We start from the raw sequence: 12,964 nt of genomic DNA on the forward strand, positions 1-12,964 counted from the left end.
TTCTTATTGGTGAATCGATGTTGGTTGTCTAGTCCTGACGCAGCGCCAGCAGCGCCGCATCGAATCCTCGTGTGCCGCGCCGGTGGTCGGCGACCAGGCGTCCCGCCCGCAGCACCAGCAGGCGATCGGCCAGTTGCGCCTCACGCCGCAGGTGCGTGGCCAGCAGCACGGTGCGTCCGTCCGCATGACGGGCCAGGCGCGCCAGCACGTCGGCGGCGGTGGCGGCGTCGAGCGCCTCGGTCGGCTCGTCCAGCAGCCAGAAACCGGCCCGGCGCAGCAGCAGCCGCGCCAGCGCCAGGCGGCGCGACTGCCCGCCCGACAGGCCCAGGCCGCCCTCGCCCAGCGGCGTGTCCAGGCCGCGCGCCAGCAGGCGCACGTCGACCTCGAGGCCGGCGGCGCGCAGCGCGTTCCATAGCGCTTCGTCACTGGACTGCGGATCGGCCAGGCGCAGGTTGTCGCGCAGGCTGTCCTGGAACAATTCGGTACGCTGGGTCAGCCAGGTGGCGGGGAGCGCCCTCACCTGCCCCGTATGCGGCGCCAGTTCGCCTGCGACGAGTCCCAGCAAGGTCGACTTGCCGGCGCCGCTGCCGCCCACCACCGCGACCCGCTCGCCGCGCGCGATGCGCAGGCTGACCTCGTGCAGCGCGGCGCCTTCGCGACCCGGATGCACGACGCTGGCGTCGCACAGAAGCAACGCCTCGTCCTCGCCCGGCGCGCCGACGGCGACGGCGTCATCCGCTTCCTGTTGCAAGCGGGGGCCGATGCGGCGGGCCGCCAGCCAGCTGCGGCCCGCCTCGATGGCGCCGCGGCGCATCGCGGCGAACGGCTCCAGCGCGGCCAGGGCGATCAGCAAGGCCAATGCCGCCGCCGGTGCGCCCAAGGTATGGAGCTGCGCGAGCGCGGCCACCGCCAGCAAGGTCGCCGCCACGGTCAGGTGGCCGCCGACCGCATAGGTCCAGCCGGCGCCGGTCTCGAGCCGGTGCAGCGCATCGTCGGCGCGCGCCAGCTTGTCGTCGATCCGCGCCAGGCGTGCGCACTGGGCCGGCAGCCGGCCGGCCATGGCCAGATCGGTCTGGCCGGCGACCAGGTCGATGGCCAGGGCCCGCAGCCGTTCCAGCGCGCGGGCGCGGCGCAGCGCCACCGGACGGGCAAGGCGAGCCACCAGGACCGTCACACCCCAGCCGAAGACCAGCAGCCAGGCGAACATCGCCAGCCCGAGGCGCCAGTCGAGATTCGCCAGCACCACGCCGGCCAGCAGCGCCGCGCCAAGGGCGGCGATGGCCGGCACGATCAGGCGCAGGTAAATCGATTCGAGCGCGTCGATGTCGCCAGTCAGGCGCAGCAGCAGTCGTGCGGGACGGCGCAGCAAGGCGCGCGCCGCCTGCGGGCCGGCCCAGCCGCGAAACAGCCGTTCGCGCAGCGCGGCCAGCACGCCGAGCGTCGCGTCGTGGGTCACCATGCGCTCGGCGTACCGGCCAAAGGTGCGGCCCAGCGCCAGCAGGCGGATCGCGGCGCTCGGCACGAAGACGTTGAACATGACCATGCCGCCGGCGAGACCGGCCAGCGCGGTGGCGGTGATGAACCAGCCCGAGGTGCCCAGCAGCGCCATTCCGGCCAGCACCACCAGGGTGGAGAGGAAGGCGCCCAGCGCCAGGCGGCGTCCGCCCGTTTTCAGGAACAGGGCAAGGACCGGTTGCAGGTCGTGACGGGATCTCATGCGGCGCTCCGTTTGGTGAAGGGTTCGCCGATGCGCACGATACGACCCAGGCGCGCGGCCAGGGCCAGGTCGTGGGTGGCGACGATCAGGGTGCGGCCCTGGGCCAGTTCCACCAGCGCGTCGATCACGCTGGCGGCGGTGTCGCGGTCGAGGTGGGCGGTGGGCTCGTCGGCCAGCAGCAGGCCGGCATGCGGCGCGCACACCGCGCGCGCCAGCGCCAGGCGCACCAGCTCGCCGCCCGACAGGCCGAGACCACCCTCGCCCAGGCTGGTCCCCGGCGTCGCGTGGCCCACGTGCCCCAGGCCGGCGCGGCGCACGGCGGCGCCGACCGCCGCGCCGTCGATGCCGTCGCGCTCGAGCGACACGTTGCCGCGCACCGAGCCGCAAAACACATGCGGCTTCTGGCCGATCCAGGCCATGCGCGCGCGCAAGCCGGCGGCCGACTGTGCATCGAGTTGCACGCCACCGATGCGCACCGCGCCGCCGCTGGCAGGCGCAAGGCCCGCGATGAGCGACAGCAGCGTGGTCTTGCCGCTGCCGCTGGGGCCGACCAGGGCCACGTGCTCGCCGGCGCGGACGTACAAATCTTCGCCATCGAACAGCGGTGCTTCGCCGGGGTGCTGGAACACCAGGCCCTCGATATCCACCGAAGGCGCCACCGGTGCGCGGCAGGCAGGCTGCTTGCGCTGCGGGGCCAGCGCCCCCGGCAGCGCCAGGCCGGCGTGCTGGAGCTGTTCCAGTTCCTTCAGCGCCGCCTCACCCGAGGCCTTGTCGTGCCACACCGCGGCCAGTTCGCGCAGCGGCTCGAAGAAGGCCGGGGCCAGCAGCAGGATGAACAGGCCTTCGGCCAGCGTCAGGCGCACGCCCCAGCTGCCGGGGCCGATCTCGCCCAGCAAGTGAAAGCCGACATAGACGGCGACCAGCGCCACGCCCAGCGCCGAGAACAGTTCCAGCGCGGTGGAAGACAGGAAGGCGATGCGCAGCACGCGCATGGTGCTGGCGCGCACGCTGTCGGCAGTGGCGCGCACGCGCTGTGCGGTGGCGTCCACTGCGCCGAGCGCGCGCAGGGTCGACAGGCCGCGCAGGCGGTCGAGCAGGAAGCCGCTCATGCCGCCGATGACCTGCAACTGCGCTTCGCTGGCCGCCTTGGCGCGCCAGCCGATGACGGCCATGAAGATCGGGATCAGCGGCGCGGCCACCACCAGGATCAGGGCTGCCACCCACGAGTAATGGAGGACGACGAGCGCGATCGCGGGCGGCGCCAGCATCGTGCGCATGCGCGCCGGCTGGTAGCGCACCAGCCAGGGCAGCACGGCTTCGGCCTGCTCGGCCAATGCGCTGGCGGCGCGGCCGCTGGCCAGGCGCTCACGGTCCAGCGGCGAACGCGATCCCAGGGCTTGCGCCGCCTTGCTGCGAAGCAGCGCCAGGTGCAGGCGCGACGCCGCGAACAGGCGGCGCGCGCCCCAGGCTTCGCTGCTGGCGCGCAGCACGCCCAGCGCCACGAAGGCGCAGGCCGGCGCCAGCATGTCCGCCAGGCCGGCGCCATCGGCCAGCCGCTGCACGGCATGGGCCAGCAGGGCTGCCTGCGGAATCCACAGCAGCGCCGCCGCGCTCATCACGAAGGTGGCGCTGCGGGTGGATGGGACGTGCGTGGCCGGGCCACGGCCTTGACGGCGAAGCATGGTGGTTCTCCAGATGATTGCGTGGTGCGGCGACGGGCCGCGTGGTGAAACCGGGTCAGTCGGCGGCTGGCGGCGCCCTGCTGCGGTGGTCGGAGCGGAAGGTCGAAGCGGGCGGCAGCGCCGGCCCGTGTGGGCGCAGGGCAGCGTCGAGCGGGGTGTCCAGCAGCACCAGGCTGCCCGGAGGATGCCCGACGATGGCCAGGTCGTACAATGACACGCAGGCCGGGCAATGCATGCCGGGGTGGACGGCCTCGTCGCTGCCGGCATTGCCGGTATCGGCATCGAGCGCCACCAGCCTGGCGCCGGCCGACATGCAGACTTCGATCCAGGTCTTGCCCTGGTCCGCCCGAGGTGATGCGAAATTCGACGCCAGCGACGGAGCAAGCATGCCCCACAGGATCGCCAGGGCGGCGAGCCAGAGGATGATGGAGCGGTTGCGTTGCGCGTTCATGGTGTTCAGTCCTGCGGTGAAGCCGATGCCTTGATCTGCGTTATTCTTGGCTTACGCCAAACTTTCTAAACATTCCGAATTTTCAGAAGTTAGTGAAATTATGCACTGAAACTTCAAGTTTGTCTGGAAAGGAGAGTGACTTGGTCGGGAATTACGCATGGTTTAACGGCTTGCCTGCAGCACCGCGGTAAGGCCGTCCGTGTGCGTGTCGTGGGACCGTGGGATAATCCATCTTTCAAAAGCATCGAAAAGTTCTCAACCATGACGCCACTCGTCCAAACATTCGTGAGTCACTTCGGTGAGATGGGCAGCCGCTGGGGCATCAACCGCACGGTGGGGCAGATCTATGCCCTGCTCTTCGTCACCGAGGAGCAGTTGCACGCCGACGACATCGGCGAGAAGCTCGGCATCTCGCGCTCCAACGTCAGCATCGGCCTGAAGGAATTGCAGTCCTGGGGCCTGGTGCGCCTGTCGCGCATTCCCGGCGACCGGCGCGAGTATTTCACCTCGCTCGGCGACGTCTGGGAAATCTTCCGCGTGGTGGCCGCCGAACGCCGCCGCCGCGAAGTCGCGCCGACGCTGTCGGTGCTGCGCGAGTCGCTGCTTGCCACCGCCAAGAGCCCCGAAGACCAGTTTGCGCAAGAGCGCATGCGCGAGATGCACGAGCTGGTCGACCTGGCCAACAACTGGTTCGACGACCTGCAGCGCCTGTCGCCCGAGTCGATGTCGCAGCTCATGAAGATGGGTTCCAAGGTGCAGAAGCTGCTGTCGGCCAAGGACCGCCTGTTCGGCGCGGCGGTGGCGGCCAAGGAAGCCAAAGAAGAATAGCCCCGTGCTGGCGGCTGCATAGCCGTGCTCGCCGCTTTCTCATGAGGGGCTAGACTGGGGTTTTGATTGCCAGGCCATCCCGTCATGAACATTGTCTGTATCGCCTGGGGCTCGCTGCTGTGGAAGCCCCAGGGTCTCAAGCTGGCGTCAAGCTGGCATCCTGGCGGCCCGCCGCTCCCCCTCGAATTCGCGCGCCAGAGCGACGACAGTCCCGAACTGGCGCTGGTGCTGTGCGAAACCGCGCGCCTGGCGCCGACCTACTGGGCCTATGTCGCCACGGGCGACCTCGATCGCGCGCGCGCCATGTTGCAAGTGCGCGAAAAGATCACGCCGGAGCGGCCTGAATGGATCGGCAGCATCCCTGCCCGCGACGGCACGCGGGAAGATCCGCGCATCGCGGCATGGCTGCGCGCCAGGCGCATCGACGCGGCGGTGTGGACCGCCGTGCCGCCCAAGTTCGACGGCGAGAATGGCCGTGTGCCGACGGCCGACGAAGTGGTGGACTGGCTGGACAGCCGCGTCGGCGCGCAGCGCGCCGCCGCCGAAGACTATATCCGCCGCACGCCGGCCCATATCGACACCCGCAACCGGCGCGCGATCGAGGCGCGGCTCGGATGGCGGTCGCTGCGCGAAGCGCACGTCACCCAGGCGCGCTGACGGGATTCGACAGCAAGGAACGAGCGAAGCTGGCGGGATTGCGCGAGGATCACGGCATCTCCACTGTCATGGCGACGCCGCCATGACCACGCCCTCGTCCTCCCTTTTCCCGATCCGGATCGTCACGCCGGCGGACACCTTTCTCGCATGCGTGCGCACCGGCGCCGACGACCAGGGCCAGCCCGTGGAGCGCCACGTCGCCAGGGGCGGCGCAGCGCTGCTCGGCGAGCGCCGTTGACACTGCCGGATTGCCTGGATTGCTACCACCACCATCGCCCTCATCGACTGGATCCATTGGATCGAATCGGCCAGGCAGGCCAGGACCCGTCTGAAGCGCGTGGCCGATGCCGGCGACATGCTTGCATCGGGCAAGAAGCGGGTCTGCTGTTTCGATCCGTCGGGGTGTTACAGCAAGAGCCTCGCTCCGCCTCGCGAGGCGCAGTAAGGCCCGGCATCGCCGTTCAGTCGAACTTGCTGAAATCCGGCTTGCGCTTCTCGAAGAAGGCGGTGAACGCCTCTTTCGCCTCGGCGCCGGTCAGCATGGCGCTGAAACGCTCGTTCTCGGCGGCGATGGTCTCCTTCACCAGCGCGCCGCGTGCCCGCTTCATCAGCGCCTTGGTGGTGCGGATCGACGCTGGCGGCAGCTTGGCCAGCTTGGCGGCCTGCCCTTGCGCGAAGAACAGCAGTTCTGCATCCGGCAGCACGCGCGCCACGATGCCCATCTCCAGCGCTTCCTGGGCCAGGAACGGCTCGCCCAGCAGCAGCTTTTCTGCCGCGCGCGTATAGCCCGCCGATTGGGCCACCAGCAGCGACGAGGCGAATTCCGGGCACAGGCCGAGCTGGGTGAACGGCATCGAGAACCTGGCGCTGTCGGAGCAATAGACCAGGTCGCAGTGCATCAACAGCGTGGTGCCGATGCCGACCGCGGCGCCGGCCACGGCCGCCACCACCGGTTTCGTTGCGCCTTCCAGCGCCGTCATGAACTGGAATACCGGACGCTCGGCCGTCATCGGGCCTTCGCCGACGTTGTTCAGGAAGTCGTCGAGGTCGTTCCCGGCGGTGAAGATCTCGGGCTGGCCGGTGATCAGGATGGCGCGCACCGCGGCGTCCTGATCGGCGTCGCGCAGCGCGTCGGCCATGGCCTGGTACATCGCGCCGGTGATCGCGTTCTTGCGTTCGACGCGGTTGAATTCGATGGTGAGGATGCCGTCGGCTTTGGTGAGGCGGATGCTCATGGTGTTGTCTCCAGAATTGTTCATGGGCCGATTGGACGCGTGGGCGGGAGATCCGCCCACCCCACGTCACGCTCGCGGCATTGACGTACGGTGCTTGGATTTCCCGCCCACGCTTGAGGTGCGGCGGCGCTGCAAGGCGCCGCCATGTTTGCTTAGACGCGCTCGATGATGCCCGCGGCGCCCATGCCGGCGCCGACGCACATCGTCACCATGCCGTACTTGAGGTTGTTACGGCGCAGCGCGTGCACGACGGTCGCGGCGCGGATCGCGCCGGTGGCGCCCAGCGGGTGGCCCAGGGCGATCGCGCCGCCCATCGGGTTGACCTTGCTGGTGTCCAGGTCCAGGTCGCGGATCACGGCCAGCGCCTGGGCGGCGAAAGCTTCGTTCAGCTCGATCCAGTCCAGCTGGTCCTGCGTGATGCCGGCGGCGGCCAGCGCGGCGGGGATCGCCACCTTCGGGCCGATGCCCATGATCTCCGGCGGCACCCCGCGCACGGCGAACGAGGAGAATTTGGCCAGCGGGGTCAGGTTGTGCTCCTTCAGGATCTTTTCGCTGACGACGATCAGCGCGCCGGCGCCGTCCGACATCTGCGACGAGGTCGCGGCGGTGACCGACCCCTTGGCCGCGAACACGGGCTTGAGCTTGGCCATGCCTTCCGGGCTGGCGTCGGCGCGCGGGCCTTCGTCGCTGTCCACGGTGCGTTTCTTGACGCTGATTTCACCGGTGGCCAGGTTCGGCGTACGGGTGATGATCTCGACCGGGGTGATCTCGTCCTTGAAGTAGCCGGCCTGCTGGGCGGCGATGGCGCGGCGGTGCGATTCCAGGCCGAAGGCGTCCTGGTCTTCGCGCGACACCTTCCACTGGTTGGCGACCTTCTCGGCGGTCAGGCCCATGCCGTAGGCCAGGCCCACGTTCTCGTCCTTGAACACGTCCATATTGATCGACGGGTGGTGGCCCATCATCGGCACCATCGACATCGATTCGACGCCGCCGGCGATCATCACGTCGGCTTCGCCCACGCGGATGCGGTCGGCCGCCATCGCCAGCGCGGTGATGCCCGAAGCGCAGTAGCGGTTGACGGTGACGCCGCCCACGGTGTTCGGCAGGCCGGCCAGCACGACGGCGTTACGCGCCACGTTGAAGCCCTGCTCCGCTTCCGGGAACGAGCAGCCGACGATGGCGTCGACGATCAGGGCCGGGTCCAGGTTCGGCACGGCGGCCATGGCGCCGCGGATCGCGTGCACCAGCAGGTCGTCCGGGCGGGTCTTGTTGAACATGCCGCGCGGCGCCTTGCCGATCGGGGTACGGGTCGCTGCGACGATGTATGCGTCTTGAAGTTGTTTGCTCATGTCAGTAGTCCTGTTCAGTCGTCAGCGTTAGTTGCGCACGGGCTTACCGGTCTGCATCATGCCCATGATGCGTTCCTGGGTCTTCGGATTGTTCAGCAGGGCCACGAAGGCCTTGCGTTCCAGGTCGAGGATCCACTGCTCGCTCACCACGCTGCCCTGGTCGATGTCGCCGCCGGTCACGATCTCGGCGATGGTGTCGCCCAGGTGGTAGTCGTAGGCCGAGATGAAGCCGCCGTCGCGCATATTGACCATCTGGCCGCGGATGGTGGCCCAGCCGTAGCGGCCGGTGACCGGGAAGGTACGGCGTGCCGGTGCGCGATAACCCGCGTCGAACATGGCGCGCGCGGTGGTCTTCGCCACGTGCAGCAGTTCATACGCGTTGAACACGATGACGTCGTCTTCCTTCAGGTAACCCATCGCCTTCGCTTCCAGCGCCGACTTCGACACTTGCGCGGTGGCCGCGTTCATGAAGCCGTTCTTCAGGAATTGCAGGATGTCGTTGCCCTTGGCTTCATTCGCCGCGCGCAGTGCCGCTTCCTTCAGGCCGCCGCCGGCAGGCACCAGGCCCACGCCCACTTCGACCAGGCCGATGTAGGATTCGATCGAGGCCACGCGTTTCGATGCATGCAGCGCCAGCTCGCAGCCGCCGCCCAGCGCCAGGCCGGCCACGGCCGCCACGACCGGGATGTTCGAATACTTCATCGCCATGAAGGTGTCCTGCAGCTCGCGCACGATCGGCTCCATCGCCTTCGCGCCGCCGGCCATGAAGGCTGGCAGTGCCGATTGCAGGTCGGCGCCGGCCGAGAAGGCGCCGCCTTCGGCCGCGTCGGTGTTCCAGATCACCACGCCCTTGTAGCCCTGCTCGGCTTCTTTCAAGGCGCGCTGGATGCCCTTGATGACGCCATCGCCGATGACGTGCATCTTGGTCTTGAGCGAGATGACCAGGATCTCGTCGTCCGAGTGCCACAGGCGCACGGAGTCGTCTTCGAACACGGTGGTGCCGGCGGTCCTGGCGTCCGAGGTGGTCGAGCCGACCACCGGTGCGCGGAATTGCTGGCGCTTGTAGACCGGCAGGTCGGACAGCGGCACATAGGCGTTGCGGGTAGCCGAGTACGAACCTTCAGGGGTGTGCACGCCCTTCTCGGCGACCGAGCCCTCGAACACCCAGCCTGGGAGCGGCGCATCGGACAGGGCCTTGCCCGCTTCGATGTCTTCCTTCACCCACTGCGCGATCTGGGTCCAGCCGGCGGCTTGCCAGGTCTCGAACGGACCGACGCTCCAGCCGAAGCCCCAGCGCATCGCGAAGTCGACGTCGCGCGCATTGTCGGCGATGGTGTCGAGGTGGAACGCGATGTAGTGGAAGGCGTCGCGGAAGATCGCCCACAGGAACTGCGCCTGCGGGTTGGTCGAATCGCGCATGGCCTTGAACTTCTTGACCGGGTCTTTTTCTTTCAGGATGCGGCCGACGATGTCGGCGGCCTTCGCGCCGCTCGGCACGTAGTCGCCGGTGGCGAAGTCCAGGCGCTGGATCTCCTTGCCGACCTTCTTGTAGAAGCCGGCGCCGGTCTTCTGGCCCAGCGCGCCCTTCTCGATCAGCTTGGCCAGGATGTCCGGCGTCTTGTACACGCTGAAGAACGGATCGTCCTTCAGGTTGTCCTGCATGGTCTTGATCACGTGGCCCATGGTGTCCAGGCCGACCACGTCCGCGGTGCGGAAGGTGCCCGACTTGGCGCGGCCCAGCTTGGCGCCGGTGAGGTCGTCGACCACGTCCACCGACAGGCCGAACTTCTCGGCTTCGACGATGGTGGCCAGCATGCCGAAGATGCCGACGCGGTTGGCGATGAAGTTCGGCGTGTCTTTCGCACGCACGACGCCCTTGCCCAGGGTCGAGGTCAGGAAGGTTTCGAGCTGGTCCAGGATTTCCGGGCGGGTGGCTTCGGTCGGGATCAGCTCCACCAGGTGCATGTAGCGCGGCGGGTTGAAGAAGTGCACGCCGCAGAAGCGCGCCTTCAGCTCGGCGTCGAAACCTTCGGCCAGCTTGTTGATCGACAGGCCCGAGGTGTTCGAGGCGAAGATCGCATGCGGCGCGATGTGCGGCGCGACCTTGGCGTACAGGTCGTGTTTCCAGTCCATGCGCTCGGCGATGGCTTCGATGATCAGGTCGCAGCCCGCCAGCACGTCGAGGTTGTCCTCGTAGTTGGCCACTTCGATCAGGGCCGCGTCGTCCTTGTTGCCCAGCGGGGCCGGCGACAGTTTTTTCAGGTTCTCGATGGCGCGCAGGACGATGCCGTTTTTAGCACCTTCCTTTGCCGGCAGGTCGAACAGCACGACCGGCACCTTGGCGTTCACGCAGTGCGCGGCGATCTGCGCACCCATCACGCCGGCGCCCAGCACGGCGACTTTCTTGACGATGAAATTGGACATGTAAGTATTCCTTAATTGAGCTCGGCGTGATGGTTAGAACAGTTCGGCGTCCAGCGCCGTCAGGTTCGCGGCGCCGGAACGTGCCTGGCGGATCAGCATCGCGGTCTCCGGATACAGGCGCGCGAAGTAGAAGCGGATGGTCGCCAGCTTCGATTCGTAGAACTTGTCGCCCGAATCGAGCTTGGACAGCGCGATCTTGGCCTGTTGCGCGAACAGGTAGCTGTACACCAGGTGGCCGGCCACGCGCAGGTAAGGCACGGCGGCGGCGCCCACCTCGTCCGGGTTCTGGAAGGCCTTCATGCCGATTTCCATGGTCAGCTTGGTGACCTTGTCGCCCAGTTCGCCCAGCGGCGTCACGAACTCGGACAATTGCTCGTCCAGGCCGTTGTCTTCAACGAACGATTTGATCTTCTCGCCGAACTTGCGCAGCTTGGCGCCGTTGTCCATCAGGATCTTGCGGCCCAACAGGTCCAGCGACTGGATGGTGTTGGTGCCTTCGTAGATCATGTTGATGCGGGCGTCGCGCACATACTGCTCCATGCCCCATTCGGCGATGTAGCCGTGGCCGCCGTACACCTGCATCGCTTCCGAGGTCGCGATCCAGCCGTTGTCGGTGATGAAGGCCTTGATGATCGGGGTCAGCAGGGCCACTTCGTCGGCCGCTTCCTTGCGCACGTCTTCGTCAGGGTGGTTCAGCTCGCGGTCGATCTGCAGCGCGACATAGGACGAGAACGCACGCGCGCCTTCGGCATACGCTTTCGCGGTCAGCAGCATACGGCGCACGTCCGGGTGCACGATGATCGGGTCGGCCGGCTTGTCCGGCGCCTTCGGACCCGACAGGCTGCGCATCTGGATGCGGTCCTTGGCATAGGCCAGCGCGTTCTGGTAGGCGACTTCGGTCAGGCCCAGCGACTGCATGCCCACCCCCAGGCGGGCCGCGTTCATGAACACGAACATCGCCTGCAGGCCTTTATGCGGCTGGCCGATCAGGGTGCCGCGGGCATTGTCGAGGTTCATCTGGCAGGTCGAGTTGCCGTGGATGCCCATCTTTTCTTCGATGGCGCCGCAGGCGATGCCATTGCGTTCGCCCAGCGAGCCGTCGTCGTTCGGCAGGAACTTCGGCACCAGGAACAGCGAGATGCCCTTCGAGCCTTCCGGCGCGTCCGGCAGGCGCGCCAGCACCAGGTGGACGATGTTCTCGGACATATCGTGCTCGCCGGCCGAGATGAAGATCTTGGAGCCGGTGATCAGGTAGGTGCCATCTGCCTGCGGTTCGGCCTTCGAGCGCAAGAGGCCCAGGTCGGTGCCGCAGTGCGCTTCGGTCAGGCACATGGTGCCGGTCCACTCGCCCGAGACCAGTTTTGGCAGGTACAGGCGTTTCTGGTCGTCGGTGCCGTGCTCCAGCAGGCACTCGTAGGCGCCGTGCGACAGGCCCGGGTACATCGACCAGGCCTGGTTCGACGAGTTCAGCATCTCGTAGAACGAGTTGTTCAGGGAGATCGGCAGGCCCTGGCCGCCGTATTCGGGATCGCAGGCCAATGCCGCCCAGCCGCCTTCGACGTACTGTTGATAGGCTTCCTTGAAACCCTTCGGGGTCGTGACGGTTTTATCCGCGGCGTTGAAATGGCAGCCTTCGCGGTCGCCCGAGTGGTTCAGCGGGAACAGCACCTCTTGCGTGAACTTCGCGCCTTCCTCGAGCACCTGGTTGATGATGTCGGCATCGATCTCCGCGTACTTCGGCAGATTCTTGAATTCTTCGGTGACGTTGAGGAATTCGTGCAGAACGAACTGCATATCCCGGATTGGCGCGACGTACTGACCCATGGTTATCTCCTGAACGATGGTAAAGATGTTGGACGTGGCAGGCGGCTCATGCCGCCTGATGGTCTTGCGGTAGTTGGGGATTGCGGTAATTCTCGACCAGGCGCTCGAAAGCGGCCCGCGCGCGCTCGACCGCGCCTGGATTGCGCAGGAAGCGGGCGTCGTGGTGCAGCGCCAGGATCAGGCCGTGCATCTCGAACACCAGCTGGGCGGCATCCAGGTCGGCGCGCAGGTGGCCAAGCTCGACCGCCTGCTGCACGCTGCGCAGCAGCGCTTCCTGCCAGGCGCGCACCATCGACACCAGCTGCTCGCGGATCGGGCCTTCGCGGTCGTCGTATTCGACCGCGCCACTGATATAGATGCATCCGGACGCGATCTCGACCGACACGCGCTTGACCCAGCGGGTGTACATCGCCACCAGGCGCGGCAAGCCGCGCGCTTCCTTGATGCTCGGATAAAACACCTCTTGCTCGAAGCGGTGGTGGTACAGCTTGACCACCTCGAGCTGCAAATCTTCGCGCGAACCGAAGTGGGCGAACACGCCCGATTTGCTCATGCTCATCCGGTCGGCCAGCAGGCCGATGGTCAAGCCTTCGAGGCCGTTTCGGCTGGCGAGCTCGAGCGCGACGTCGAGGATCGCGGCCCGCGTCTGTTCGCCCTTGCGCATGAATTTTGCTGAAGTACTGATGGCTGCCCCTGAATCGAAAAAAATCCGAACGCTCGTACTATTATCTATCAGCCGAGGAATGTCAAACGGGAACTTAGAGGTGGCGTTCTATTGATGCAAGACAACGCAAGAC

General features: G+C 67.2%; 12 protein-coding genes. 4 read left to right on the forward strand and 8 right to left on the reverse strand.

Going from position 1 to position 12,964, the window contains the following annotated elements:
- Window positions 1–28 precede the first annotated feature (28 nt).
- From DIR46_RS11280 to DIR46_RS11290, 3 genes are read right to left on the reverse strand one after another with little or no spacing between them, the layout of a single operon-like run.
- On the reverse strand, window positions 29–1,717 hold the full coding sequence (locus DIR46_RS11280; protein WP_109345319.1) for an amino acid ABC transporter ATP-binding/permease protein: 1,689 nt from the start codon (window positions 1,715–1,717) through the stop codon (window positions 29–31).
- Window positions 1,714–3,399 carry a thiol reductant ABC exporter subunit CydD gene (cydD, locus tag DIR46_RS11285; protein WP_109345320.1) on the reverse strand — a complete coding sequence of 562 codons (1,686 nt, stop codon included), beginning with the start codon at window positions 3,397–3,399 and terminating at the stop codon, window positions 1,714–1,716. The genes DIR46_RS11280 and cydD overlap by 4 nt, the downstream gene beginning before the upstream one ends.
- Before the next feature lie 55 nt (window positions 3,400–3,454).
- On the reverse strand, window positions 3,455–3,850 hold the full coding sequence (locus tag DIR46_RS11290; protein ID WP_109345321.1) for a DUF2946 domain-containing protein: 396 nt from the start codon (window positions 3,848–3,850) through the stop codon (window positions 3,455–3,457).
- Window positions 3,851–4,111: 261 nt separating this feature from the next.
- Here DIR46_RS11290 and DIR46_RS11295 point away from each other — a divergent pair, with 261 nt between their 5' ends.
- The 4 genes from DIR46_RS11295 (at window position 4,112) to DIR46_RS11310 (ending at window position 5,780) form a co-directional block, all read left to right on the forward strand.
- Window positions 4,112–4,678, forward strand: a complete 567-nt coding sequence (locus DIR46_RS11295; protein WP_109345322.1) for a GbsR/MarR family transcriptional regulator — start codon at window positions 4,112–4,114, stop codon at window positions 4,676–4,678.
- An 84-nt stretch (window positions 4,679–4,762) separates the two neighbouring features.
- Complete coding sequence (locus DIR46_RS11300) at window positions 4,763–5,335, forward strand: hypothetical protein (RefSeq protein WP_109345323.1); 573 nt, start codon at window positions 4,763–4,765, stop codon at window positions 5,333–5,335.
- 82 nt (window positions 5,336–5,417) lie between these two features.
- Window positions 5,418–5,573: a hypothetical protein gene (locus DIR46_RS11305; RefSeq protein WP_205289112.1), complete on the forward strand. Its 156-nt coding sequence runs from the start codon at window positions 5,418–5,420 to the stop codon at window positions 5,571–5,573.
- A 42-nt stretch (window positions 5,574–5,615) separates the two neighbouring features.
- Window positions 5,616–5,780, forward strand: a complete 165-nt coding sequence (locus tag DIR46_RS11310; RefSeq protein ID WP_502561151.1) for a YdeI/OmpD-associated family protein — start codon at window positions 5,616–5,618, stop codon at window positions 5,778–5,780.
- 16 nt (window positions 5,781–5,796) lie between these two features.
- On the opposite strand, the gene DIR46_RS11315 is transcribed toward DIR46_RS11310, so the two are convergent.
- The 5 genes from DIR46_RS11315 to DIR46_RS11335 all read right to left on the reverse strand — a co-directional run bounded on the left by DIR46_RS11315 (window position 5,797) and on the right by DIR46_RS11335 (window position 12,831).
- Window positions 5,797–6,570 carry an enoyl-CoA hydratase gene (locus tag DIR46_RS11315; RefSeq protein ID WP_109345324.1) on the reverse strand — a complete coding sequence of 258 codons (774 nt, stop codon included), beginning with the start codon at window positions 6,568–6,570 and terminating at the stop codon, window positions 5,797–5,799.
- 152 nt (window positions 6,571–6,722) lie between these two features.
- A complete protein-coding gene (locus DIR46_RS11320; RefSeq protein WP_109345325.1) occupies window positions 6,723–7,919 on the reverse strand; it encodes an acetyl-CoA C-acyltransferase in 1,197 nt (398 codons plus the stop codon).
- Window positions 7,920–7,946: 27 nt separating this feature from the next.
- Window positions 7,947–10,343 carry a 3-hydroxyacyl-CoA dehydrogenase/enoyl-CoA hydratase family protein gene (locus DIR46_RS11325; RefSeq protein ID WP_109345326.1) on the reverse strand — a complete coding sequence of 799 codons (2,397 nt, stop codon included), beginning with the start codon at window positions 10,341–10,343 and terminating at the stop codon, window positions 7,947–7,949.
- A 33-nt stretch (window positions 10,344–10,376) separates the two neighbouring features.
- A complete protein-coding gene (locus DIR46_RS11330) occupies window positions 10,377–12,167 on the reverse strand; it encodes an acyl-CoA dehydrogenase C-terminal domain-containing protein (RefSeq protein WP_109345327.1) in 1,791 nt (596 codons plus the stop codon).
- A 46-nt stretch (window positions 12,168–12,213) separates the two neighbouring features.
- Entirely contained in the window at window positions 12,214–12,831 is a 618-nt protein-coding gene (locus DIR46_RS11335; RefSeq protein WP_109345328.1) for a TetR/AcrR family transcriptional regulator, read from the reverse strand.
- Window positions 12,832–12,964 lie beyond the last annotated feature (133 nt).

The sequence above is a fragment of the Massilia oculi genome, from assembly GCF_003143515.1.
In the GTDB taxonomy this organism is placed as follows: Bacteria; Pseudomonadota; Gammaproteobacteria; order Burkholderiales; family Burkholderiaceae_D; genus Telluria; species Telluria oculi.